23 protein-coding genes and 1 tRNA gene are annotated in these 23,458 nt (G+C 72.1%); 16 read left to right on the top strand and 8 right to left on the bottom strand.

The annotated features are described in order from the left end of the window. Positions 1 to 61: 61 nt before the first annotated feature. The gene (locus tag ABD714_RS11890) at positions 62 to 346 is read right to left on the bottom strand and encodes a hypothetical protein (protein ID WP_344812569.1); all 285 of its coding nucleotides are present in this window, start codon (positions 344 to 346) and stop codon (positions 62 to 64) included. A gap of 111 nt (positions 347 to 457) precedes the next feature. On the opposite strand from ABD714_RS11890, the gene ABD714_RS11885 reads away from it, so the two are divergent. The 3 genes from ABD714_RS11885 to ABD714_RS11875 are packed head-to-tail and all read left to right on the top strand — an operon-like array spanning position 458 to position 2,852. Beyond that, on the top strand, positions 458 to 1,411 hold the full coding sequence (locus ABD714_RS11885; protein ID WP_344812568.1) for an L-lactate dehydrogenase: 954 nt from the start codon (positions 458 to 460) through the stop codon (positions 1,409 to 1,411). A 44-nt stretch (positions 1,412 to 1,455) separates the two neighbouring features. After that, complete coding sequence (locus tag ABD714_RS11880; RefSeq protein ID WP_344812567.1) at positions 1,456 to 1,941, top strand: pyridoxamine 5'-phosphate oxidase family protein; 486 nt, start codon at positions 1,456 to 1,458, stop codon at positions 1,939 to 1,941. A gap of 59 nt (positions 1,942 to 2,000) precedes the next feature. After that, the gene (locus ABD714_RS11875) at positions 2,001 to 2,852 is read left to right on the top strand and encodes a MerR family transcriptional regulator (protein WP_344812566.1); all 852 of its coding nucleotides are present in this window, start codon (positions 2,001 to 2,003) and stop codon (positions 2,850 to 2,852) included. Positions 2,853 to 2,855: 3 nt separating this feature from the next. Here ABD714_RS11875 and ABD714_RS11870 read toward each other — a convergent pair whose 3' ends face one another. Then, a complete protein-coding gene (locus ABD714_RS11870; RefSeq protein ID WP_344812565.1) occupies positions 2,856 to 4,169 on the bottom strand; it encodes an alpha-amylase family glycosyl hydrolase in 1,314 nt (437 codons plus the stop codon). Positions 4,170 to 4,196: 27 nt separating this feature from the next. Then, positions 4,197 to 6,566, bottom strand: coding sequence for an ATP-binding protein (locus ABD714_RS11865; RefSeq protein WP_344812564.1), 2,370 nt, complete (start codon positions 6,564 to 6,566; stop codon positions 4,197 to 4,199). Between the two features lie 376 nt (positions 6,567 to 6,942). Here ABD714_RS11865 and ABD714_RS11860 point away from each other — a divergent pair, with 376 nt between their 5' ends. From ABD714_RS11860 to ABD714_RS11840, 5 genes are all read left to right on the top strand, one after another. Continuing rightward, positions 6,943 to 7,464: a DedA family protein gene (locus tag ABD714_RS11860; protein WP_344812563.1), complete on the top strand. Its 522-nt coding sequence runs from the start codon at positions 6,943 to 6,945 to the stop codon at positions 7,462 to 7,464. A gap of 157 nt (positions 7,465 to 7,621) precedes the next feature. After that, positions 7,622 to 7,996 (top strand): hypothetical protein, encoded by a 375-nt coding sequence (locus ABD714_RS11855; protein ID WP_344812562.1) that lies wholly within the window; start codon positions 7,622 to 7,624, stop codon positions 7,994 to 7,996. Between the two features lie 77 nt (positions 7,997 to 8,073). Further along, positions 8,074 to 11,010 carry an ATP-binding protein gene (locus ABD714_RS11850; RefSeq protein WP_344812561.1) on the top strand — a complete coding sequence of 979 codons (2,937 nt, stop codon included), beginning with the start codon at positions 8,074 to 8,076 and terminating at the stop codon, positions 11,008 to 11,010. A gap of 19 nt (positions 11,011 to 11,029) precedes the next feature. Then, positions 11,030 to 11,275, top strand: a complete 246-nt coding sequence (locus ABD714_RS11845) for a hypothetical protein (RefSeq protein WP_344812560.1) — start codon at positions 11,030 to 11,032, stop codon at positions 11,273 to 11,275. 85 nt (positions 11,276 to 11,360) lie between these two features. Beyond that, positions 11,361 to 12,251, top strand: a complete 891-nt coding sequence (locus ABD714_RS11840; RefSeq protein WP_344812559.1) for a 1,4-dihydroxy-2-naphthoyl-CoA synthase — start codon at positions 11,361 to 11,363, stop codon at positions 12,249 to 12,251. A gap of 133 nt (positions 12,252 to 12,384) precedes the next feature. Here the strand turns inward: ABD714_RS11840 and upp are convergent, their stop codons facing one another. Continuing rightward, entirely contained in the window at positions 12,385 to 13,023 is a 639-nt protein-coding gene (gene upp / locus ABD714_RS11835; RefSeq protein WP_344812558.1) for a uracil phosphoribosyltransferase, read from the bottom strand. A gap of 109 nt (positions 13,024 to 13,132) precedes the next feature. On the opposite strand from upp, the gene ABD714_RS11830 reads away from it, so the two are divergent. The 5 genes from ABD714_RS11830 to ABD714_RS11810 all read left to right on the top strand — a co-directional run bounded on the left by ABD714_RS11830 (position 13,133) and on the right by ABD714_RS11810 (position 17,652). Continuing rightward, a complete protein-coding gene (locus tag ABD714_RS11830; protein WP_344812557.1) occupies positions 13,133 to 13,813 on the top strand; it encodes a tRNA adenosine deaminase-associated protein in 681 nt (226 codons plus the stop codon). Between the two features lie 51 nt (positions 13,814 to 13,864). Continuing rightward, a complete protein-coding gene (locus tag ABD714_RS11825; RefSeq protein ID WP_344812556.1) occupies positions 13,865 to 14,299 on the top strand; it encodes a nucleoside deaminase in 435 nt (144 codons plus the stop codon). Positions 14,300 to 14,375: 76 nt separating this feature from the next. Further along, positions 14,376 to 14,463: transfer RNA gene (locus tag ABD714_RS11820), tRNA-Ser, on the top strand. Positions 14,464 to 14,735: 272 nt separating this feature from the next. Further along, positions 14,736 to 16,025, top strand: a complete 1,290-nt coding sequence (locus ABD714_RS11815) for a hypothetical protein (protein ID WP_344812555.1) — start codon at positions 14,736 to 14,738, stop codon at positions 16,023 to 16,025. 127 nt (positions 16,026 to 16,152) lie between these two features. After that, a complete protein-coding gene (locus tag ABD714_RS11810) occupies positions 16,153 to 17,652 on the top strand; it encodes a potassium/proton antiporter (RefSeq protein WP_344812554.1) in 1,500 nt (499 codons plus the stop codon). Positions 17,653 to 17,676: 24 nt separating this feature from the next. Here ABD714_RS11810 and ABD714_RS11805 read toward each other — a convergent pair whose 3' ends face one another. Beyond that, a complete protein-coding gene (locus ABD714_RS11805; RefSeq protein ID WP_344812553.1) occupies positions 17,677 to 18,204 on the bottom strand; it encodes a LytR C-terminal domain-containing protein in 528 nt (175 codons plus the stop codon). A gap of 54 nt (positions 18,205 to 18,258) precedes the next feature. Then, complete coding sequence (locus tag ABD714_RS11800; protein ID WP_344812552.1) at positions 18,259 to 18,552, bottom strand: type II toxin-antitoxin system VapB family antitoxin; 294 nt, start codon at positions 18,550 to 18,552, stop codon at positions 18,259 to 18,261. A gap of 60 nt (positions 18,553 to 18,612) precedes the next feature. On the opposite strand from ABD714_RS11800, the gene ABD714_RS11795 reads away from it, so the two are divergent. Both ABD714_RS11795 and ABD714_RS11790 read left to right on the top strand, forming a co-directional pair. After that, the gene (locus ABD714_RS11795) at positions 18,613 to 20,427 is read left to right on the top strand and encodes a helicase HerA-like domain-containing protein (protein WP_344812551.1); all 1,815 of its coding nucleotides are present in this window, start codon (positions 18,613 to 18,615) and stop codon (positions 20,425 to 20,427) included. Further along, positions 20,427 to 21,290: an NAD-dependent epimerase/dehydratase family protein gene (locus ABD714_RS11790; RefSeq protein WP_344812550.1), complete on the top strand. Its 864-nt coding sequence runs from the start codon at positions 20,427 to 20,429 to the stop codon at positions 21,288 to 21,290. Before ABD714_RS11795 ends, ABD714_RS11790 begins: the two co-directional genes overlap by 1 nt. A 15-nt stretch (positions 21,291 to 21,305) precedes the next feature. On the opposite strand, the gene ABD714_RS11785 is transcribed toward ABD714_RS11790, so the two are convergent. Both ABD714_RS11785 and ABD714_RS11780 read right to left on the bottom strand, forming a co-directional pair. Beyond that, on the bottom strand, positions 21,306 to 22,037 hold the full coding sequence (locus tag ABD714_RS11785) for a spermidine synthase family protein (RefSeq protein ID WP_344812549.1): 732 nt from the start codon (positions 22,035 to 22,037) through the stop codon (positions 21,306 to 21,308). A gap of 156 nt (positions 22,038 to 22,193) precedes the next feature. Further along, positions 22,194 to 22,382: a hypothetical protein gene (locus ABD714_RS11780; protein WP_344812548.1), complete on the bottom strand. Its 189-nt coding sequence runs from the start codon at positions 22,380 to 22,382 to the stop codon at positions 22,194 to 22,196. A gap of 349 nt (positions 22,383 to 22,731) precedes the next feature. Between ABD714_RS11780 and ABD714_RS11775 the strand changes: the two genes are divergently transcribed. Then, positions 22,732 to 23,391 carry a class I SAM-dependent methyltransferase gene (locus tag ABD714_RS11775; protein ID WP_344812547.1) on the top strand — a complete coding sequence of 220 codons (660 nt, stop codon included), beginning with the start codon at positions 22,732 to 22,734 and terminating at the stop codon, positions 23,389 to 23,391. Positions 23,392 to 23,458 lie beyond the last annotated feature (67 nt).

Below are 23,458 nucleotides of genomic sequence, written 5' to 3'. Positions count from 1 at the left end.
GGCCAGAGCCGTCCGTGGTCGGAAAACCCGGCTCCCGAGGAACCCGCCCCCGGGCCGTCGCTCAGATCCCGGCGGACCGGTGACCGACCTGCGGCTCGTCCGCGGTGGCCGACTGCACGGCGTCGGCCGCCGCGCGCACCGCACCGGCGACCGGGTCGGGCAGCTTGTCGGCGTTCTTCTTCACCTCGCCGGCCAGCGACGACACCCCGGACCGCACCCGCGGGTCGTGCGCGAAGTCGTCGGCCTTGGCCTTGATCTGCTCGAACTGGGCTCGGCCGGCCTTGGTGCCGAGCACGTAGCCCACCGCGGCTGCGCCGGCGGCCACTACCAGGGTCTTCAGCTTCATCGGGGCTCCTCGTCGTCGATCTGCGGGTCCTGAGTGTAGAGCCAGGCACCGGGGCGGCGGCCAGAGCGGTCGACGTACGCCCGGCCGGTCGCGTCCGGGATGATCGAACCCATGAGCCTGATCTCGCGACTCGCCGTGGTCGGCGCCGGCAGTGTCGGCACCTCGCTGGCGTACGCCGCCCTGATCCGTCGGTCCGCGTCCGAGGTGATCCTGTACGACATCGACGCCGCCAAGACCGAGGCCGAGGTGCTCGATCTGGCACACGGGACGCAGTTCACCGGCACCTCGAGGGTGTCGGGCGGCGGCGACATCTCCTGCGTCGCCGGGGCGTCGGTGGTGGTGATCACCGCCGGAGCCAAGCAGAAGCCGGGGCAGACCCGACTCGAGCTGGCGGGCACGAACGTCGCGATCCTGGAGACCCTGATGCCGCGCCTGCTCGAGCAGGCACCGAACGCGGTCTACCTCCTGGTCAGCAACCCGGTCGACGTGCTCACCGTCGCGGCCGCCCAGATCTCCGGTCTCCCGGACGGTCATCTCTTCGGCTCGGGCTGCGTGCTCGACTCGGCCCGGTTGCGGTGGCTGATCGCCGAGCGCAGCGGGGTGTCCCAGCAGAGCGTCCACGCGATGATGCTGGGCGAGCACGGCGACACCGAGTTCCCGCTGTGGTCCCAGGCCAAGATCGGCACCGTCCCGCTGCGGGAGTGGAGGGACGATGGGGGTTCGCGGCTGTTCTCCGGTGACGTCCGCGCCACCATCCACGACGAGGTGGTGCACTCGGCGTACAAGATCATCGCCGGCAAGGGCGCGACCAACTACGCGATCGGGCTCAGCGGTGCCCGGATCGTCGAAGCGGTCCTGCGGGACGAGAAGGCGGTGCTGCCGGTGAGCACGGTGCTGCACGGCTACCGGGGCATCGACGGCGTCGCGCTCAGCGTGCCCGCGATCGTCGGCGCCCGGGGGATCGAGCGGGTCCTCGACACCCCCATGGACGAGCAGGAGACCCGCTGGCTCGATCGGTCGGCCAGCACCCTGCACGCCTCCCTGACGAGTCTGGGTCTGGAGTGATCCGCCCGCTTACCGCGTAAACACCGACCGAGTACGGTCGGAGCATGACTGATGACACCACCGAGTTCGAGCGCGTCGGCGAGCTGATCTCCAAGGCCCGCTTCGCCTTCGTCACCACCACGGGGGCGGACGGCCGCCTGCTCAGCCGGCCCCTCGCGATCCAGGACCGCGACTTCGACGGCGACCTCTACTTCTTCACCATGGACCCGTCGTCCAAGACCGAGGAGATCGCGGCCGACTCCCACGTCAACGTGAGCCTGCAGTCCGGCGACGACTACCTCTCCATCGCCGGCACGGCCACCGTCACCCGGGACCAGGCCATGATCGACGAGCTCTGGAACGCGCACGCCGCGGCCTGGTTCGAGCAGGGCCGGGAGGACCCCACTGTCGCTCTGCTCAAAGTGCACGCGGACTCCGCGGAGTACTGGACCATGGACAGCCCCAAGCCGGTCGCGTTGATCAAGTACGCCAAGGCGATCATCACCGGCGACCGGCCCGACGTGGCCACCAACAGGACCGTCGAGCTCTGAGCGATCCCTTCCGAACAGGTGCTTGACCTCGCCCCAGGGGCGAGCCCCAGAGTGGGGTCATGACCTCGACCCGACCGCCGAGCGGTGATCAGCTGATCACCGCCGGCCGGTTCGCCCAGGAGACGCTGCTGTCGGCCAAGGCGCTGCGGATCTACGCCGATCGCGGGCTGCTGCCTCCGCGGCGGGTGGACCCGACCAACGGGTACCGCTACTACGCCGAAGACCAGATCCGGACCGGTTGGCTGATCGCCCTGCTGCGATCGGCCGATCTGTCGCTGGACGGGATCGCCGACATCGTCGGGGCGCCGGCGGCGGAGCGGCCGGTCCTGCTGGAGCGTGCGGTCGATGCCGCCCGCCAGCGGGCCGAGGTCAACCTGACCGTGCTCGACCGAGCCCGGCACCACCTGCGAGGGGAGTCCACCATGTCCGAACCGTCCACCCGGGTCGAGAGCGACCGTGCCGTGCTGAGCGTGCTGCGACGGATGCGGCCCGACGAGATGGACCAGGTGATCAGCGGCGAGGCCCGGCGGCTGCGGGAGGTCGCCCGGAGCGCCGGCCTGACCGTCACCGGCGACGCGTTCGGCATCTTCCACGCCCCCGTCACCGACGAGTCGGACGGACCGTTGGAGATCGCCGTGCCCGTCGACCAGCTGCTCGGGGCCGAGGTCTCCCCGGACCCGGGCAGCGACCTGCGCAGCTACCGGCTGGCCGGAGGACACGTGGCCGAACGTCTCGCCGAGGGCCGTGAGACCGACTTCCCCGACATCCTCGCGCTCTACGACGAGGTGCACGCCTGGATCACCGCGAGCGGCCGTACGCCGGTCGGGCCGCCGCGGGAGATCTGGCACAACGCACCGAGCGACCCCGAACCCCTGCGGCTGACCATCTCCTGGCCATACGCAACGGACTGACCCTCAGCTCCGGGCGATGGCCCAGCCGTGCGCGGCGACGTGGTGGGGCTGGTCGGGGTGGCTGGTCTCGATCACCTCGGCCCCCTCGGGCACCCCGGCCGCCCGGTCGGCCAGATTCAGCACCAGGGTCAGCGGCCGCTCGCCGGCGGCGTCGTCCCGAGCGGTGGCGGTGATCTGCAGGTAGGTGTTGCTGACGTCGCTGGACACGATCCGAGCGTCGGTCAGCCACGGGGTCCGGCGGCGGAAGGCGATCAGCCGTCGGTAGAGCTCCAGCACCCCGGCGTTGGTGCCCTCGACCTGGTCGGGCTGCTCGGGCATGGTCGGTCGGATCGCGTCGTCGCCACCCAGCCGCTGCTCCTTCACCCCGGCCAGTCCGAGCTCGTCGCCGTAGTAGAGGCACGGGATCCCGGGCAGGAACAGCAGCAACGCGATGGCGTGCCCCCAGTGCCGCCGGTCGCCGATCTGGCTGGCCACCCGGGTGGTGTCGTGGTTGTCCAGGAAGGTGAACGGCACGATCCGCTCGCACAGCTCGGCGTGGCGGCCCAGGGTGTGCTCGAGCTCGTAGAAGTTCTGGTTCTCGATCGAGGACCACATCGCCTTCCACAGCTCGTACTGGGTGATGCTGTCCAGACCGGCGGTCGCCGCGTAGCCGGCGTAGTCGCCGTGAATCATCTCGCCCAGGAACCAGGCGTCGGGGAAGCGCTCGCGGACGGCGGGGACGACGGCGGCCCAGAACTGCGCCGGCACCGCGTACGCCGCGTCCAGACGCCACCCGTCGACGCCGCGCTCCAGCCAGTGCAGCATCACGTCGCGGACCAGCTGCTGGACACCCGCGTCGCCGTGGTTCAGCTCGACCAGCTGCTGCTCACCCTCGAACACCTCGACGTCGACCCGGTCGCCGTCGGTGTGCAGCTTGAACAAGTGTGCGGCCGGCGCCTCCGCGCCCCGCTCCAGCACCTCGTCGAGACCGGGGTAGCCGCGTCCGACGTGGTTGAACACGCCGTCCAGCACCACCCGGATGCCGCGCTCGTGGCAGGCGGCGACCAGGGCGTCGAAGTCCTCGTCGTCCCCGACCCGGGGGTCGATCCGGAAGTAGTCGAGGGTGTCGTAGCCATGGCTCATCGACGCGAACAGCGGATTGAGCAGCAGGCCGTTGCAGCCCAGGGCGACGAGATGGTCCAACCACCCGATCAGCCGCCGCAGCCGGTGCACCGCCGGACGGTCGAGGTCGTCGCGGACGTCCTCGGCGCCGGTGAAGCCGAGCGGGAACACTCCCCAGAAGATGGCGTACCGGGTCCAGTCAGGCATAGCAGCCATGTCTACCAGGGCCTCCTCACGCCGCCACTACCCGTCGCCCAGCAGACCGGCCATGGCTGCCGCCCGGTAGGCCGAGCCCAGGGCGTCCCGGGTGGCGGTGACGGTGGCGTCACGGTCGGCGCGCTCGACCGGCGGCACGGGGGTCCTGATGTCGGCTCGCAGCCGGTCGGCCGTCCCCAGATGAGCCGCGGCGGTCCTGAAGTCGCCGGCCAGCGCGGCGATGGCGGCCAGCTCGTCGTGGACGCTGGACATCCGCCACCGGTCCCCGATCCGCGCGTGCCCCTGGAGGGCGGCCTCCTGCAGGTCCCGGGCGGCCTGCACCTGACCGGAGAGCCGGGCGACCGCCCCGAGCTGGTTGCGCGTCCAGGCGATCCCCTCCGCGAAGCCGTTCTGCTCGCCCACCTCGTACGCCTGGTGCAACAGGATCTCCGCGCCGACCAGGTCGCCGCGGTAGCGGGCCGTGACCCCCCCGTTGATCAGCGCCCACGCGATCTGCTCCTGGTCGCCGCCGCGGCGCAGTCGGTGCATGGCCGCGTCGCCGAGGGCGTCCGAGGCGTCCAGGTCACCGCGCAACCAGGCCACGAAGCTCAGGTAGTTGAGCTCGGTCGCGATCAGCTGCTCGTCGCCGATCCGCTCGGCGATCTCCAGCGACCGGCGGTGCTGGGCCTCGGCGACGTCGTAGTCACCGAGCTCCCGGGCGATCGAGCCGAGGCGGGTCAGACAGTAGGCCGTCCCCTCGTCGTCGGCCAGCTGCTCGTACAGGGTGAGGGCCTGGGTCAGCTTGCCGCGGGCCACCTCGTAGTCGCACTGCAGGAAGGACAGCATGCCCGCCCCGGCGAGGACGGGGGCCCGCAGCTCGGCCGGGGCGTCGGCGCCGGCGGCCAGGGCGCCCCGCATCCAGGTCCGACCCTCGGTGTAGCGACCCCGCAGGTAGCACCAGCGCCACAGGTGCCGGACCAGCCGCAGGGCCGCCTCGGGGTCCGTGGTGGTCAGGAAGTCCACCGCCGCCCGGATGTTGCCGGACTCGGCATCGAGGGTCCGGAGCCACCGCTCGGAGTCGACCGAGGACAGGTGGGTGGCGGCCTCGGCGGTCAGCTCGGTCACGTAGTCGGCGTGCCGGCGGCGGACCAGGGCCGTCTCGCCGGCCGCGTCGAGCTGACCGCGCGCGAACTCGCGCACCAGCCGGAGCAGCACGAACCGGGTCGGCTCCTCGGCTTCGTACATGCGGCTGACCAACGACTTCGCGGCCAGCGAGGTCAAGGCGTCGAGCACCTCGAGCGGGGTGTGGACGTCACCGCAGACCGCTGCCGCCGACTCGTGGCTGAACCAGATGAACACCGACAGCCGGGCGAGCACCAGCTGCTCCGGCGGGGTGAGCAGCCGGTAGCTCCAGCCGACCACCCGGTCGACCAGTCCGTCGTCGGGCTCGCCGCCCGGTTCGAGCAGCGGGCCGACCGTGTCGTCCAGGGCGTCGGCCAGGGAGCTGACCGACATCACCCGGGCCCGGGCGGCGGCCAGCTCGATGGCCAGCGGGAGACCGTCGAGCCGTCGGCAGATCCGCGCCGCGGCGGCGTTCTGGGCCGCCGTGGGGGGACCCAGCGACGCCAGTCCCGTACGGTCCCAGAACAGCTGGACCGCCGGTGAGGAGGTGACCTCCCGGGCGTGGGCGCGGGCTGAGGGCACGGCGAGAGGTCGGACGGTCAGGACGGCCTCGCCGGGGACCTGCAGCTGATGCCGCGAGGTGACCAGGAAGACGAGGTCAGGGCAGGAGGCGACCAGCACCTGGATCAGCTCGCGGGCCGCGTCCAGCAGGTGCTGGGCTCCGTCGACCACGAGCAGCTGGCGGCGGGTGCGGAGGGCCTCGGCGAGGGTGGTGAGGTCGACATCGGGGTCACCGGTCACGCCGAGGGCGGCGGCGAGGGCCGGGATCAGGTCGGTGCTCTGGGAGACTCCCGGGACCGGCAGCCAGCGCACGCCGTCGGCGTAGCCGGTGGCGCCGGTGGCGAGAACCGCCGCCAACCGGGTCTTGCCCACGCCTCCCGGGCCGGTCAGGGTGACCAGACGGTGGTCCGCCAACAACGCGTGGATGGCGTCGAGGTCGTGGTCTCGGCCCAGCAGCGGGTCGGCGAAGGTGGGTGGTTCGAGCGACGGGGTGGCCCGGGGGGTCGGGGGGACCGGAGGGGCCGGCAACAGGGCGGCGAAGAACCGCTCCCGTTCCGCTCCGGCGAGGCGCAGGGCATCGGCCAGCAGGCTGAGGGTGGTCATCCGGGGCGAGCGCCGGCCGCGCTCCAGCAGCGAGACCGCTTCCGGGCTCAGACCGGCGCGCGTGGCCAAGCTCTCCTGCGACATCCCCGCCCGCTGGCGGTACCACCGCAGCTCGCTTCCGAACGTGCTCACCCGCACCCACCTCGTCGGCCCCGCTGTGAGCCTCACCTTAGTGCCCGTGCTTGCCGGGCCGCACGGGATTGTCCGACCCTTGTCCGTGGTCGGGGTCCCCTGCCGGACGGAAGACTTCGGTGGAGTCGCGGGTCGATGTGTTCGGGGGAGCTCTCCTTCGCAGGGGATTCGTCCGTGGCCGTGAGCTTGGGGGGCGTGCCCGGTGGGGGCGACTCGGACGGGGCCGAGGAGTCCGGGGTACGCCCCTCAATCACGCCCGGACCCGGTTCTCGCCGGCGAGGGCCCGCTGCGCGGTGCCGGCTCCGTCCCGATGAGTGAGGGCACCCTGACCTGCGTCTCTAGACTGGCCAGGTGACCAGCCGGACCGAGACCTGACGTGGAGTTCTTCCGCGGTCTGCCCTTCCCGCTGGCGGTCGGTGCGCTCTTCGTCATCGTGCTGCTGCGCGCCGGCGGCACGTACGCGCTCGGCCGGGCCGCACGCTCGGGGGCCGGCCGGAACGCACGGGTGCAGCGGCTGGTCGACACGCCGAGGTTCGTCCGGGCGCAGCAGCTGGTCGCGCGCTGGGGAGCACCGATCGTCGTGTTCTCCTTCCTCACCGTCGGTTTCCAGACCCTGGCCAATCTCGCTGCCGGGGTGGGCCGGATGCCGTTGCGCCGCTATCTCCCGGCGCTCGTCGTCGGTGGGCTGCTCTGGGCCGTGCTCTACGCCACCGTCGGTCTCCTCACCTGGGCGGCGCTGTCGCACCTGTACGAGATCTCACCCGTCGCCGCCACCACCGGCAGCCTCGCCCTGGCGGCCGGTCTCATCGGCTACGTGGCCTGGCAGGTCCGGCGGGCGCGGGCGGAGGAGGCGACTGTCGTGCTCCACCGGGAACTGCGAGACGGGCGCGTTCGGTAGGCGGGTGCCGCACGCTTGGCTGTGAGCGCCCGGCGCCTCCGATCTGAGTGCGGCGTCCCGCGCAGCTACGTCATTCTCCTCAGGACTTCCCGGGCCGGTCTTGCGACCGTTGACCCAGTCGCCGGAGAGGCCGGCGGCACCACCCACAGGGGGAGAAATGTCCAGCAACCACCGCAGTCTCCAGGACGGCACCACGACCCTGCCGACGTCGTCGGGCGACCGGGACGTCGAGATCACGTTCGACGTGCCGGGTCTGTCCAGCAGCACCTTCGTCCACACGCGTCCGTACCTGTCCTACCGGGTGGCCCCGGTCGGCAGCTCGGGCACCCGTCTGGTGATGGAGCTGAACGGGACCGAGATCGTGGACCTGAGCTACAACACCACCGTCAACCGGACGATGACCGAGATCTTCGATCACGGAGTGCTCAGGGCCGGCACGGGCGGGGTCAACACGCTCCGGGTGTTCGTCCCGGACGACGAGCCCGGCTCGGCCCAGATCAGCGAGCTGATCGTCACCTACACGGACGCGTGAGCCGGCGCGTCCGACCGAGCAGCTGCCGGCGACACGATCCGGGTCGTGTCGCCGGTGGCCGCATGCCATGCTGAGGAATGGCTGGCCCGAGGTCGACGGCTCCGCGGGAACCCATGGTCGGGCGTGCTGCGGAACTGGCCTCGGGGCTCACTGCTCTGGCCGCGGTGGCGGCGGGTACGCCGCAGGCCATGATCATCAGCGGCGAGGCCGGCATCGGCAAGACCCGCCTGGTCCGGGAGCTGGCGAGCCGTGCACGAGCCGACGGGTTCGTGGTGGCGACCGGTGTCTGCTCGCCGGTCAGCGGCGGTCGGCTGCCGTACGGTCCCGTCTCGGAGATGCTGGCCCACCTCGTCGGTGAGGCACCGGAGCTGCCCTCCCTGGCGTCGACGTCCACGTGGCAGGCGCTCGGTCCACTGCGGATGGAGGCACCCGGGACCTCGTCGGACTCCGGGCTCGCAGCGACCAGGCTGTACGCCGCGGTCGTCGATCTCCTCCTCACCGTGAGCGGTCGGCACCCGACGATGCTGGTCGTGGAGGACGTGCACTGGGTGGACCAGGCGAGCATGGACCTGCTGGCGTTCACCGCTCGCCGGCTCCGTCAGGGCCGGGTGCTGCTGGTTCTCACCGTGCGGCCCGAGCGCGCCCGCACCCGATCGCCCGACCGCTCGGCGCTGGCCGAGCTCCGACGGTTGCCCAGCGTGCACGGCATCGAGCTCGCGGCGCTCTCGGCCGACGCCGTGCGCGAGCTGGTCCGGTCGGTCCCGGATCCGCCGTCGGACCATCAGGTCGCCCGGATCACTGACCTTGCTCAGGGCATCCCGTTCTTCGCTCTGCACCTGGCCCGCCACGACGCCGACGAGATCCCGGCCCGGCTCCGAGGCGTCCTGCTGAGCTCGGTCGACGAGGTCACCGACGATCAGCGCTCCCTGCTCGTGCTCCTCAGCCTGGTCGGCGCCTGCGAGGAGCCCGAGCTGCTGGTCCGGGCGACCGGCGGCTCGGCGGAGCGTCTCGGTGCGGCTTCCCGCGACCTGGTACGCCGCGGGCTGCTGAGCGTCGACGGCAGCGCCCTGGCGTTCCGCCATGCCCTCCTCCGCGAGGTGGTGGTGGCCGACACGCTGCCGAGCGAGCGCGTGGTGGCGCACACGGCGGCAGCCGACTTCTGGCTGTCCGGTCCCGCGGCCGACCAACCGCACCGGGCGGCCCAGCTGGCTCACCACCTGCTGGAGAGCGGGCGCCACGGCGCGGCGCTGCACTACGCGCTGAAGGCGGCCCGGCACGCCGGGGCGATCTGGGCGTACGAGGATGCGCGCGCCTGCTACGCGGGCGTCGAGCGGATCTGGGGCCTGGTGCCCGATGCCGAACGGGTGAGCGGCGTCCGGCAGATCACCGTGCTGTGCGAGGCGGCCACGGCCTGCCGGTGGTGCGGACGGCCGGAGGACGCCCTCCTCCGCCTGCAGCACGCTGACCGGCTGGTCGTCACCGAGCTCGACCGAGCGACTGTCGCGCACCGGCGCGGCCAGGTGCTGTGGGCGACCGGAGACATGCACGCGTCGCTCGAGGCCTATCGGCTCGCCCTCGGCGCCCTGCCGCCGCAGGCCGATGATCACCTCAGAGCCTCTCTCCTGGCGGCCCTCGCCCAGGGCTGCATGGCCACGGGGCAGGCGCGGTCAGCCACCGAGTGGGCGGCGCAGGCCATCGCCGCGAGCACGCTCACCGGGGACCAGCGGATCCGGCTGCACGCCTCGATCACGGCGGCGGTGGCCCAGGCTCAGCTCGGCGACGTCGACGCTGCGGTGTCCGGTCTGACGCTCCTGCTGCCGGAGGTTCGCGGCCTGGATGATCTGGAGCTGGTGCTCCGCTGCTACGGGAACCTGACCTTCGCCCTCGGGGTCGGCTGCCGGTTCGAGCAGCTGGCCGAGGCCGCCGCCGAGGGCATCGCCGCCGCCGCCCGGTACGGGCCGGTGATCTCCCTCGCCTCGACCTTGATCAGCAACCAGGTGAACGCGCTGGTGGCGCTCGGTCGCTGGGACGAAGCCGTACGGGTGGCCACCGACGCCCTCGCGGACCTGACGGCGGAGGGAGTCGCCGGGCACCTGCACGCCTCGCTGGCCGAGGTGGCGGTGGCACGCGGCGACGAGGCGGAGGCGGACCGGCAGCTCGCGTCGGCCCGGGCCTTCGGTGGGCAGAACCCCTACGTCGCCGCCACCGTGGCGATCACCGAAGCCGACCACCACCTGTGGAACCACCGTCCGGCGGAGGCTGCCGCCGTCCTGGCGGAGGCGCTGCCCGGACTCCGCAAGCAGGACGACGCACTGTTGATCATGGAGGCGTGCTGGCGCGCCCTGCGGGCGGAGGCCGACCGGGTCGAGACGACGGTGCCGCTGCGTCGGACCGGCCCCAGCGGCGCCCGGGACGAGCTCGTCGGGGTGGCCCGGGACGCGGCGGCGGGCACGGCGTTACCGGTCTGTGCCGCCGTGCTGTCGGCCGTCGAGGCGGAGGCGGACCGCGTCGACGCCACCGACCGCCCGGAGCAGTGGACCGCCGTGGTGGCGGCCAACGCCGCCCTCGGACGGCGGCACGTGCAGGCGTACGGCTCGCTGCGACTGGCGGTCGCGCACCTGCGGGGGCAGGCGCGGAGCCGCGCGGAGGTCGCGCTCCGGGCCGCCCACGCCGAGGCCGTGGCGCTGGGTGCCGTCCCGCTGATCGAGGAGATCTCCACGGTGGCTCGGGTCGGCGGGCTGCGTCTCGGCCCTGACGCCGGCAGCTCCGCCCGGAGCGACGCACACGGCGGGGCTGCCTCGGTCGCCGACTCTCTCGGGCTGACGCCGCGCGAGCGCGAGGTGCTGGCCATGCTCATGACGGGAGCGACCAACCGGATGATCGCCCGGGCTCTGTTCATCAGCGAGCGGACGGCGAGCGTGCACGTCAGCAACATCCTGCCCAAGCTCGGTGCGGCCAACCGCACCGAGGCGGCCCGGATCGCCCTCCGGCTGAACCTGGACAGCCTGGGGTGAACCGGACGATAGTGGCGGCGTGGGACATTACATGCCGTGCCGTACGAGCGGGAGCCAGGACACGCACCTCTACCGTGCCGGTGACCCCGGGGAGTCGCTGTGCGGCAAGTCGGTGTCCGAGGGTGCGGCCAGCCCCGGGAACCGTCCGGTCTGCGCGGACTGCGCGAAGGCGCTCCTGGTGGCGATCTTCCGCAGGGCCGGTCGGATCTCCTCGGTCGAGGTGGTCGCTCACGACGAGCAGGAACCCACCCCGTCGAGTGGGTGAGGAGCTGCTGGCCCGACGTGGCCGGGTCGCGCGAGGCGCGGACCGGCGACGGCCCGCGGCGACTGCTGCCCGCTAGCGTTCCCCCGTGACCCCCGACCCCCAGCTCTGGACCCCTGTGCCCGGCTTCGACCTCACCGACGTCACCTACCACCGCGCGGTGGACGCGCCGGTGGTGCGGGTGGCCTTCGACCGGCCCGAGGTCCGCAACGCCTTCCGGCCGCACACCGTCGACGAGCTCTACCGGGTCCTCGACCACGCCCGGAGGAGCTCGGACGTCGGGGCGGTGCTGCTCACCGGCAACGGACCCTCGCCCAAGGACGGGGGGTGGGCGTTCTGCAGCGGCGGCGACCAGCGGATCCGCGGTCGGGCTGGCTACCAGTACGCCGAGGGTGAGAGCGCCGAGACCGTCGACCCGGCCGCGCTGGGTCGGCTGCACATCCTCGAGGTCCAGCGGCTGATCCGGTTCATGCCCAAGGTGGTGATCGCGCTGGTCAACGGCTGGGCGGCGGGCGGCGGCCACAGCCTGCACGTGGTCTGCGACCTGACCCTGGCCAGCCGGGAGCACGCCCGCTTCAAGCAGACCGACGCCGACGTCGGCTCCTTCGACGCCGGCTTCGGCTCGGCGTACCTGGCCCGTCAGGTCGGTCAGAAGTTCGCCCGCGAGATCTTCTTCCTCGGTGACGTCTACGACGCCGAGGACGCGTACCGGATGGGGATGGTCAACAAGGTCGTCGACCACGACGACCTGGAACGGGTCGGTCTGGAGTGGGGCGAGAAGATCTGCGCCAAGAGCCCGACCGCCCAGCGGATGCTCAAGTTCGCCTTCAACGCGATCGACGACGGCCTGGTCGGCCAGCAGGTGTTCGCCGGCGAGACCACCCGGCTGGCGTACATGACCGACGAGGCCGTGGAGGGCCGGGACGCGTTCCTGGAGAAGCGTTCCCCGGACTGGTCACGCTTCCCGTACTACTACTGAGCGGCGGCCGCCGAGCTCGTCGCCCGGCCGGTCCACCGCTGGGAATCTGCTCGGGTTCGTCGGGTTCGCTCGATCTATAGCCCGAGCAGAACCGACCAACCCGAGCAGATCGAGTCTGAGGCGCAAGCGGACCTCAGACGACGCCGTAGAGGCGGTCGCCGGCGTCGCCCAGGCCCGGCACGATGTAGCCGCGCTCGTCGAGCCGCTCGTCGACGGCGGCGGTGACCAGGGTGCAGGGGACCTCGAGGTCCTGCAGCAGCGCAGTGATCCGGTCGATGCCCTCCGGGGCGGCGAGCAGGCAGATGCAGGTGATGTGGTCGGCGCCCCGACGAACCAGGAAGCGGACGGCTTCGGCGAGGGTCCCACCGGTGGCGAGCATCGGGTCCAGCACGTAGCACTGCCGCCCCGACAGGTCGTCGGGCAGCCGTTCGGCGTACGTGGACGCGACCAGCGTCTGCTCGTCGCGGACCATGCCGACGAATCCGACCTCCGCGGTCGGCATCAGCCGGGTCATCCCCTCGAGCATCCCGAGGCCGGCGCGCAGGATCGGCACCACCAGGGGGCGGGGTGGGGCCAGCTTCACGCCCTCCGCCGCGCCGACCGGGGTCTGGACGGTGACCGGTGCGACGCGGACGCCTCGCGTCGCCTCGTACGCCAGCAGCGTGACCAGCTCCTCGGTCAGCCGGCGGAACGTCGGTGAGTCGGTCCGCTCGTCCCGCAGCGTCGTCAGCTTGTGGGCGACGAGCGGGTGATCCACGATGCACAGGTCCACGGGGGAACGGTAGCGACCCCCGGACGCCGTTCGTATCCGAGTCGTGGTTCTGGGTCCTGTCTGACACGATGGGCACGGCTCATCCGGGCCGTGGTTTCGAAGGAGTGGCATGTCGCAGCACAACGACGAGGAGATCGAGTCGTTCGAACCCGACGATGCCGTCGACAACCGCCCCGGCCTGGACGAGGACCTGGATGTCGACAGCGAGGACGACGGCCCCGCGTCCGACGACTCCGATGCCGACGACGCGGACGATGACGACTCCGACGACGACGACGACGACGACGACGACGACGAGCCGGAGGATGCCCTCGCCGACGAGATCGACTTCGTCATCGCCGCCTACCGCGAGGACGGCCAGCTGAGCGTGTCCGCGCTGAACGACGACCTGGCCAACGACCTGGAGGAGCTGATCGTCCAGCTCCGCCGGCTGCCCGGCGACGCCGGTGCGATCGGCTTCGTCAGCCTGGTCGAGGAGGTGCTGGTGGCGGTCCGCGTCCGGGGGCGGCACGTGCAGGTCGTCCTGAACGACGCCACGGCGGCCCTGGACTGGCCGATCGCCCGCGACGTCCTCGACCTGCTGGGCGAGGAGCTGCCCGACTCCGACGACGAGGCCGAGCCGGTCGGTGACCTCAGCATGTTCGCCGACCTGGGACTCAGCGACTTCGACCTCGGCACCATCATCGACGACCTCGACCTGGCGTCGGACCAGGCGCTGATGCAGATCGCCGACAAGATCAACATCGGCCCGCAGTTCCGCAAGGTCGCCGAGACGGCCCTGCAGGACTGACGGTCGACGGACCGGGGCGTCGGCGCCGTGGGTAGCCGGTGGGACGACGCAATGCGCCTGGCCCTGGCCGCAGGACTCGCCGCCGCCGGTCGTGCGGACCGCCCGGACGTGCCGGTCGGGGCCGTCGTGCTGGACCCGACGGGGACGGTGGTGGCGATCGCCGCCAACGAGCGCGAGCTGACCGGCGACCCGACGGCCCACGCCGAGGTGCTGGCCCTGCGCCGCGCCGCCGAGCGGCAGGGGGAGTGGCGACTGGCGGGTCACACGCTCGTGGTCACCCTGGAACCCTGCACCATGTGCGCGGGGGCGGTGGTGCTGGCCCGGATCGAGCGGCTCGTGTTCGGCGCGTACGACCCGAAGGCCGGTGCCGTCGCCTCGCTGTTCGACGTCGTCCGCGATCCCCGGCTTCCCCACCGAACCGACGTCCGCGGCGGGATCCTCGAGACCGAGTGCGGTGCGGCGCTGCGGTCCTTCTTCGGTCGCTGACCGGGGGAGGCCCCCCGCCCCGCGTCGGCGCCGCAGGATTTCGTCCGCGCTGTCCCGGTTGGGTATTGTCCTCCGCGGTGGCGTGTCTGAGCGGCCGAAAGAGCGCGCCTCGAAAGCGCGTGAGGGGCAACCCTCCGCGGGTTCAAATCCCGCCGCCACCGCCAGTCGGCCGATCGCCGGTCCTGCCTCCACGCAGGGCCGGCGTTCTGTCGCTCGGGGCGGGCGCCGGCGATGGTCTCGTACGGCCGACGTCGACTGCCGTACGGCCGCTGCCACCCCGGCGCAGGGCCGCCCGCCCCGCGCTCGTCGCGACCGGGTCGCTGCCCGGACGGGCAGCCACGCGTGCCCGGAACGCCACCCGACGGGTCCCGGACCGGCGGACACCGGGCTGTAGGTTCGAGCGACGAGAGTGACCGGCAACCGAACAGGACGACCCGTGACTCCTGCAGATGGTCGGCTGCCCCAGCCGGATCGGCGCCGCCGCCCCGCCCCGCTGCGTCGAGGGGCTGCCGAGCCGCAGGACGCCGGGGAGTCCCCGGCGCCGCCGGTCTCCTCGGGGAGCCTGACGGCCGAGCACGTCGTGCGGCTGCAGCGCACGGCGGGGAACAGCGCCGTGACCGCGGCCCTGCACGGTGGCGAACGGGCGCGGGATCCGCTGCAGGTGCAACGGCTCGAGCCCGCCCAGGTCCAGCGCAGCGTGCTCTCCGACCGGCTGGCGGGTGTGTGGCGGGACCAGGGGAGAGACGCGTTCTTCCGGGAGCTGGCGCTGGTCCGGAACTCCGACCCCGACGTCTCGGCGTTCATCGAGCGGACCCTGACCGGGGCCGACCTCCGGCGCGCCCGGGTCGTCCTGGGCACCGACCGCCCCCTCACCGACAGCCAGCGCAACGCTCTGCACACCCTGCTGGTGAGCCGGCTGAGCAGCGCGGAGACGCTCTACGCGGCCGCCTGCCAGCAGGTCCACGAACGCATCCAGGCCGAGCGGGCGGCGGCCACCGAGCTGGCCGTGGCCCTGATCACGATCGGCATCACCTACGTCGTTCCCGGGCTCGGCGGCGCCATCACCCGGATGGTCACCAACATCCCGGCCAGCGCGGCGGCCGGCACGCAGGCCGTGGCGCTCGGCATCCTGCCCCGGGCGGGGGCGATCGCCTCGACCCTGGGCGAGGCCGGCAAACGAGCGGCGCCGCCGGTGGTGCGGGCGGCGCTGGCCGCCTCGCCCCGGGACCTGTTGAACGCGATGATCCAGGGCTTCGCCGTGGCCAAGGACAGCATCGTCAGCGACGTCGCCACCAAGATCCAGGACCGCCAGGCCCTGCCCGACGAGGACCTGTGGGTCGCGGTGGCCAACTGGGACCCCGTCGAGCGCACGATCGCCGGGTACGCCACCCAGATCACGGGCTTCTACGACCGCTGGCGGGAGCAGGTGGACACCATCGGGCCGCTCCAGCACGGCCGCCGGTCCACGCTCGAGCGGGACCGACCGTTCACCTACCAGACCGGCGTGGTCTGGACGCGGCACGCCACCGGCGAGTACCTCACGCTGGCCCGGGTGACCGACGGGCGGATGTCCTTCCTGCGCTTCGTCGACGCCGATCTGCGCGAGATGGCGCTGGCCCGGGCCCAGACCAGTCAGCCCCGCGGGGTGCAGACGCTGCCCTGGGACCCGCGCAGCATCTCCGGTCTGCCGACGGACCCGCCGGCCACGGCTGCCCGCCGGAACTGAGCGAGGTCTGGCTCGGCGACGGGACCGATAAGATCCCTGCACACGGCACCCCGTTCTCGGTGAGGACGGGGTCGCTCTGTATCGGGGGTCCCACACACTCCCGCGTGTCGGCCGGGAGGGGCAGATCGTGATCGATCTCGACCTCATCCTGCTGGTCGGCTCCGTCGTGGTCATCGTGGCGATCCTGTCCGCCCGGCTCGGCACCCGGTTCGGGCTACCCGCCCTGTTGCTGTTCCTCGGTGTCGGCATGCTGCTCGGCCAGACCCGCGTCAACTTCGACAACGCCGAGCTGGCCCACGCCCTGGGTTTCGGGGCCCTGGTGATCATCCTGGCCGAGGGCGGTCTGACCACGAAGTGGTCCGACATCCGGCCCAGCATCGGCGTGGCCTCGGTGCTGGCCACCCTCGGGATCGGGATCAGCGTGGCCCTGATGGCGCTGTTCGGGCACATCGTCCTGGGCCTCGACTGGTGGATCGCGATCCTCTTGGGGGCGGTCTTCTCCCCGACCGACGCGGCCGCGGTGTTCTCGGTGCTGCGCAACGTTCCACTGCCACAACGGCTGCGGGGGGTGCTGGAGGCCGAGTCCGGTCTGAACGACGCCCCGACCGTGCTCCTCGTCTCGCTGGCCTCGTCGGCGGCGCTGACCGGCCAGAGCGAGTACGGACCGGTGCTGCTGGGCGGCCTGGTGCTGCTGGAGCTGGCGGCCGGGATCGGGCTGGGGGTGGCGCTCGGCTGGGTCGGCGTCCAGGTGCTGCGGCGGGTGGCCCTGCCCGCGTCGGGTCTCTACCCGCTGGCCACGATGGTCTGGATCGTCTTCACGTACGGGGTGACCGCCGAGCTGCACACCAGCGGCTTCGCGGCCGTCTACGCCTGCGCGCTGATGCTCGGCAACGCCCAGCTGCCCCACCGCGGGGCCACGCGCTCCTTCGTCGAGGGCACCGGCTGGATCGCCCAGATCGGGTTGTTCGTGATGCTTGGTCTGCTCGCCGTGCCCGAGCGGCTGAACCTGCGCGAGGTGGTGATCGCCCTGGCGGCCGGGCTGTTCCTCACCTTCGTGGCCCGGCCGGTGTCGGTGTTCCTCTCCGCGACCGCCTTCCGGATGCCCATCAAGCAGCAGATCTTCGTGTCCTGGGCCGGTCTGCGCGGTGCCGTGCCGATCATCATGGCCACGGTCCCGCTGTCCATGGGGGTGCCGAACGCACCGTACCTGTTCGACGTGGTGCTGATCTTCGTGGTCATCTTCACCTGCCTGCAGGCCCCGACGCTGCCGTTCGTCGCCCGCAAGCTCGGCCTGGTCGACCTGGAACGGGCCCGCGAGGTCGAGGTCGAGGTCGCGCCCCTGGACATGATCTCGGCCGACCTGCTGCAGGTGCGGGTGCCGGCGGGGTCCCGGATCGCCGGTGTCGAGATCAGCGAGCTCCGCCTCCCGCGTCACACAGTGGTCACGCTGGTGATCCGCAACCAGACCCCGTTCGCCCCCCGCGGGCAGGAACGGCTGAGGGTGGGCGACGAGCTGCTGATCGTCACGCCCACGTCGGAGCGCGAGCTCACCGAACGGCGCCTGGCCCTGCTCAGCCGGGAGGGTCGACTGGCCAGCTGGAGACGGAGCGCACCGGACCCGGAGTGAGCCGGCCGGGGACCATCGGACGGGTCAGTTGCCCAGGGCCGGGGTCGAGGTCTGCGTGGAGGGGAGGCAGGCGGTCGCGGTCTTCACCACGATGGCGGTCTTGGCGTTCTTGTTGAAGCCGCCGTACTTGTCGCCGACCAGGACGTCGACGGTGCCGTCGGTGCGCTTGTCGGCCCGCACGGTGGCGCCCTTGAAGAACCCCTTGACCAGGATGACCTCGGGGTTCCGCGCGTCCGAGCCGACGATCACCGTCTGCTTGATGTTCTCACCGGTGTTGGAGGTGCGCTGCACCCGGAAGCCCTTGTCCCGCAGCGCGCGGCCGACGTCGCCGGCCAGGCCGCGCCGGTCGCCGCCGTTGTACACGTTGACCGTGACCTGACCGGAGCGCAGCTGGCTGTTGGGCAGCGACTGCTGCACGCACGGCTCCGGCGGCAGCGGCGGGACGGTGGCGATCACGTTGTTCCAGCCCCACCAGGCGCCGTAGCACAGCACGCCGAGCAGGATCAGCAGCGTCAGGGGTGTCCGGACGATCCGGAACACTCGACCGATCACTGACGGGTTCCCTTCTGCCTCTTCACCGGATCCTCGACCCTACGGGACGCGGGCTTACTTCAGGTCGAGGACGCGGGCGTGCATGGTCTGGCGCTGCTGGAGCGCCGCCCGGAGGGCTCGGTGCAGTCCGTCTTCGAGGTAGAGGTCGCCCCGCCAGGACACGACGTGGGCGAACAGGTCCCCGTAGAAGGTGGAGTCCTCCTCCAGCAGCGCCTCCAGGTCCAGCGTGCGCTTGGTCGTCACGAGCTGGTCCAGGCGCACCTGGTGCGGCGCGATGGCGGCCCACTGCTTCTGTACGTACCCGTGGTCCGGGTAAGGACGTACGTCGCCGACGCGCTTGAAGATCACGCGCCCACCCTAGACGACCTGGTCGGGCGGACCGGTCCACGACCTGATTACGATTCGGGCATGGCGGAGAGCAACGACGGGCCCGACGAAGCGACTGACTCCGGTCCCGCGACCACCCCGTACGCCCCGCCGGCCGCCGCAGAACCCGCCCCCCCGGCTCCCGCGGGTTCCGCTGGGCCCGGCGCCGCAGTCGGCGGCGACGCCCCCGCGCCGTCGGCGGAGGTCGTCGCCATCCAGACCGGCTACACCTTCGACGAGCCGGCCATCGACCTCGGTGTGCTGATGGAGGACGACACGCCCGTGCCGCAGGCCCGGGTCCGGATCCCGTTGTCGATGCTGAACCGGCACGGTCTGGTGGCCGGCGCCACCGGCACCGGCAAGACCAAGACGCTGCAGGTGCTGGCCGAGGCCATCTCGCGGGCCGGCGTGCCGGTCTTCGCCGCCGACGTCAAGGGCGACCTGTCCGGCATCGCTGCTCCCGGCGAGGCGAACGAGAAGCTGGCCGCCCGGACGAAGAAGATCGGTCAGGACTGGCAGCCGCAGGGCTGCCCGGTCGAGTTCTACTCCCTGGGCACGGGCGACGTCGGGGTGCCGTTGCGGGCGACGATCACCTCGTTCGGACCCATCCTGCTGTCCAAGGTGCTCGGCCTGAACAAGACGCAGGAGTCCTCCCTCGGCCTGGTCTTCCACTACGCCGACACAGCGGGTCTGCCGCTGCTCGACCTCGCCGACCTCCGCGAGGTGCTGAGCTACCTGACCAGTGACGAGGGCAAGGAGGAGCTGAAGGGCATCGGCGGTCTCAGCAGCACCACCGTCGGGGTCATCCTGCGCAGCCTCATCACCTTCGCCGACCAGGGGGCGGAGGACTTCTTCGGCGAGCCCGAGTACGACACCGCCGACCTGATGCGGGTCACCGCCGACGGCCGGGGGGTGGTCTCGCTGCTGGAGCTGCCGAACCTGGCCAACCAGCCCGCGCTGTTCTCCACCTTCCTGATGTGGTTGCTGGCCGACCTGTTCACCGACCTGCCCGAGGTCGGCGACGTCGACAAGCCCAAGCTGGTCTTCTTCTTCGACGAGGCGCACCTGCTCTTCAACGGCGCGTCGCCGGCCTTCTTGCAGGCGATCACCCAGACCGTCCGGCTGATCCGCTCGAAGGGGGTGGGCATCTTCTTCGTCACCCAGACGCCCAAGGACGTGCCGGACGACGTGCTCGCCCAGCTCGGCTCACGGGTCCAGCACCAGCTCCGGGCGCACACCCCGAACGACGCCAAGGCGCTGAAGCAGACCGTCGCCACCTTCCCCAAGTCGCACTACGACCTGGCCGAGGTGCTGCAGTCGCTGGGCATCGGCGAGGCGATCGTCACGGTGATGGACCCCGACGGAGCTCCCACCCCGGTGGCCTGGACCCGCATGCTGGCGCCCCAGTCGTTGATGGCCGCGATCCCGGCCGAGTCCCTCCGCCCGGGCATCGCCCAGTCGGCCATGATGACCAAGTACGGCCAGGAGGTCGACCGCGAGTCGGCGTACGAGATGCTCACCCGCAAGGTGGAGGCCGGCGCCCAGGCCGCCGAGCAGGAGCGGATGGCCCAGGAGTCGGCGAGGCAGCAGGCCGAGTACGCCAAGCAGGCGGCAGCCGCCGCGACCCAGGCCGAGAGGGACCGGATCGCCGCCGAGAAGCTGGCCGCCAAGGAGCGGGCCGACGCCGAGCGGCGCGCGGTCAAGGAGCGGGCCGAGGCCGACCGGCGGGCCGCCGCCGAGGCTCGCGAATCCGCCCGCAACCGGAAGCAGGCCGGTGACATGGTGGGCAAGGTGCTGCGTTCCTCGGTGGCCAAGGAGATCGTGCGCAGCATCCTCGGGAACGCCCGGCGGCGCTGATGAGCGAACGGATCGCGGTCACCGGCTCGTCGGGTCACCTGGGTCGGGCCGTGGTCGACGACCTGGTCGCGCACGGCTACCAGGTCGTCGGCATCGACCGGTCGGTGGCGCCCGAGGCGACGCACCCCACCTACGCCTGGGAGGGAGAGTCGGTCGAACCGCTCCGCCCGCTGCTGGAGGACTGCGACGGCCTGATCCACCTGGCGGCCATCCCGGCGCCGGTCGGTCACCTGCCGGAGGTGGTCTTCGTCAACAACACCCGGGCCACCTTCGCCGCGCTCGAGGCCGCCGGGTCGGTCGGCATCCGCCGGGCCGTGATCGCGTCCAGCGGGTCGGCGTACGGGACGGCGTGGTCGCCGCAGCCGACCCGGTTCCGCCAGGTGCCGGTCGACGAGAACCACCCGATGACCAACTTCGACCCCTACGGGCTGTCCAAGGAGGTCGACGAGCGGACCGCGGCCGTGATGGCGCGTCGGCACACCATGTCGGTGGCCGCGCTCCGCTTCCACTGGATCGCCACCCGCGAGCAGCAGCTCGAGGCGATGGCGCGACAGCGGACGGGGCCGCGGGACCTCGACGACGAGCTCGGCAGCCTGTGGGGGTACGTCGACCTGCGCGACGCCGCGTCGGCCTGCCGGCTCGCGATCGAGGCGGCGGCGCGGTCACCGTACGGGTTCGTGCCGCTGAACGTCGTCGCGGCCGACAGCCTGGCCGACGCGCCGATCCCCGACCTGCTGGCCGAGCACGCCCCGGAGATCGAGGTGACCGCACCACTGGGACCGACCCAGGGGGCGTACGCCATCGGGCGGGCCGCCGAGCTGATCGGCTGGATGCCGCAGCACTCCTGGCGCGACCCGGCCTGACCCCGGGTCGCGGGGTCAGCGCTCGACGCCGGCCAGGTAGACGGTGTTGGTGGCCGGACGTCCCTGCAGCGGGTTCCAGAAGGTGACGACCTCGGCCACCACGTCGGTGAGCACCTCCGTCAGCACGTCGACGTAGTCCTGGTCCGGTGGGTCGTTGGACCACAGGCCGTACACGCCGCCGGGGTTCAGGTGGTCGGCCAGGCGCCGCACGCCGGCCACGGTGTAGAAGTCGCCGCTGCCGGCTCCGAGCTGGTGGCGGGGCGAGTGGTCGATGTCGACCAGCACCGCGTCGAACCGACGGTCGGGGGCGTCGGGGTCGAAACCGGACTGCCGCGACATCGCGAAGAAGTCGCCGTGCACCAGCCGGCAGCGGGGGTCGTTGGCCAGCCGCCGACCGAGCGGCACCAGCTCCTCCCGGTGCCAGCGGATCACCGGCTCGAGGGCGTCCACCACGGTGAGCTCGCGCACCCCGGCGTCGGCCAGCACCGCGTCCGCGGTATAGCCCAACCCGAGTCCGCCGACCACGACGTCCCAGCCGCTCGACGGCGTCCCGGCACGGGTCAGGCGGGCGAGCGCCAGATCGGCGAGCGCGATCTCCGCGACGGTGAACAGGCTGGACATCAGGTACTCCTCACCCAGCTTGACCTCGAAGATGTCGAGCCCGGTGCTCGGGTCCCTCCGGCGGCGCAGGCTCACCTCGCCGATCGGGGTCGGCTCCCAGGCGAGCTCCTCCAGGCGACTGCTCACCCCTGCACGTCCTCTCCCAGGCTGGTGGGCCGCCGCTGCCGTCCGGCCCCTGCTGCCCGGATCGTACGACGTCCCCGGCGGCCTCGTGGGCTGCCGGGGACGTGGTCGGGGTGCGGTCCGGTGGCGTGCGGACTCGTCGGAGTCGGTCACCACGCGTCAGACGGCGGTGGTGTAGGCCTCCTGGCCGCGCCGGTCGGCGCGACGCTGACGGCGCTGAGCCCTGCGCTCGAGCCGCTGCTCGCGCAGCGCCTGCTGGTGCTCGGCCGCCTTGGCGGCGTGGAGGCTGAGCGCGAGCTGGTCGACGGCGTAAGACAGACCGAGGGCCTGCTGGTGGGTGTCGTACATGGTGAGTTCCTTCGAGATCAGAGGGGTCGTGCCGAGAGGAGCCGACGCCCGACCGAGGGCGGTGGGCGGCGGTGGACGACCTTGATCAACACCTCGTCACGCAGCACCGGGGCCACGGGGGAGGGGCGGTCGTCAGGGACGAAGGCGGGCTGGCTCAGCAGCCGGGGACGGAGGCACCCGTCCAGGCCGGGTCGAGACCGGTCCCGTCATCCGTACCGATGATCATGAACATGGAGTACCTCCTCTCTGCCGACGATGTCGGGGATCTCCCAGCGACAAGATCAACAGTAGGCAACCCCGATTCCCGGTGGCAACGGGTTTATCGACGGGCCGTGTGGTCTGCTGGGGCATGAGCGATCTGAGCTGGGTGCCGACCTACTACGACGACGTCGCGAGCTCCTACGACGAGTCCCGCGGCGGGGTCGAGCGGGCCCGGGCGGTGGTGCGGGCGCTCGGGACCCTGGTCCGGCCACCCGGCCCCTCGGTCGCTGCCGCTGCGTCGCGGCGCGAGCGCTGTCTCGACGTGGCCGGCGGCACCGGCATCGTCTCCGCCGAGCTGGCCGCCGCCGGTTGGTCGGTGGTGGTGCTCGACCGCTCGGCCGGGATGCTGGCCGAAGCCGCCGGACGGTTGCCGGGGCGGGTCCTGCGGGCCGACGCGGACCGGCTGCCGGTGCGTACCGCCAGCCTGGACCTGGTCACGATCATCTGGATGCTCAACCTGCTCGACGTCGCCACCGCCGACGCGGTGCTGGCCGAGACCGCCCGGGTGCTGCGACCGGGTGGCCGGTTGGTGCTCACCGCGGACAAGGAGCTCGCCCACGCGAGCACGACCACGGTGCGCTCCGACGACAGCGAGCGGCTCGGGACGGTGCTCCCCGGGTGGGGGCTCGATCCGGCCGGCACCGCGACGTTCAGCGCGCCGAGCCCGTGGGGATCGGCCCGGGTGGGGGACCCGTTGTTCCGGCTGGCGGCCTTCCGACGCGCAGGAGGCCCGGACCGCGGTCCTTGACACCGGTCCCGGCATCCGGTTGTTTCGATGCATCTACGACGGGTGCTGTCGAGAAGTCCTGTCGAAG

Source organism: Microlunatus aurantiacus (assembly GCF_039536605.1).
Taxonomy (GTDB): Bacteria; Actinomycetota; Actinomycetes; order Propionibacteriales; family Propionibacteriaceae; genus Microlunatus; species Microlunatus aurantiacus.
Note: the sequence above shows the minus strand (reverse complement) of the source record. Positions and strands in the feature narration are given on the sequence as shown.

Bases quoted from the DNA above. Each gene is read 5' to 3' on its own strand.
- ABD714_RS11890 (WP_344812569.1), bottom strand. From the start codon at position 346: ATGAAGCTGAAGACCCTGGTAGTGGCCGCCGGCGCAGCCGCGGTGGGC.
- ABD714_RS11885 (WP_344812568.1), top strand. From the start codon at position 458: ATGAGCCTGATCTCGCGACTCGCCGTGGTCGGCGCCGGCAGTGTCGGC.
- ABD714_RS11880 (WP_344812567.1), top strand. From the start codon at position 1,456: ATGACTGATGACACCACCGAGTTCGAGCGCGTCGGCGAGCTGATCTCC.
- ABD714_RS11875 (WP_344812566.1), top strand. From the start codon at position 2,001: ATGACCTCGACCCGACCGCCGAGCGGTGATCAGCTGATCACCGCCGGC.
- ABD714_RS11870 (WP_344812565.1), bottom strand. From the start codon at position 4,169: ATGGCTGCTATGCCTGACTGGACCCGGTACGCCATCTTCTGGGGAGTG.
- ABD714_RS11855 (WP_344812562.1), top strand. From the start codon at position 7,622: ATGTCCAGCAACCACCGCAGTCTCCAGGACGGCACCACGACCCTGCCG.
- ABD714_RS11850 (WP_344812561.1), top strand. From the start codon at position 8,074: ATGGCTGGCCCGAGGTCGACGGCTCCGCGGGAACCCATGGTCGGGCGT.
- ABD714_RS11830 (WP_344812557.1), top strand. From the start codon at position 13,133: ATGTCGCAGCACAACGACGAGGAGATCGAGTCGTTCGAACCCGACGAT.
- ABD714_RS11825 (WP_344812556.1), top strand. From the start codon at position 13,865: ATGCGCCTGGCCCTGGCCGCAGGACTCGCCGCCGCCGGTCGTGCGGAC.
- ABD714_RS11795 (WP_344812551.1), top strand. From the start codon at position 18,613: ATGGCGGAGAGCAACGACGGGCCCGACGAAGCGACTGACTCCGGTCCC.
- ABD714_RS11790 (WP_344812550.1), top strand. From the start codon at position 20,427: ATGAGCGAACGGATCGCGGTCACCGGCTCGTCGGGTCACCTGGGTCGG.
- ABD714_RS11780 (WP_344812548.1), bottom strand. From the start codon at position 22,382: ATGTACGACACCCACCAGCAGGCCCTCGGTCTGTCTTACGCCGTCGAC.
- ABD714_RS11775 (WP_344812547.1), top strand. From the start codon at position 22,732: ATGAGCGATCTGAGCTGGGTGCCGACCTACTACGACGACGTCGCGAGC.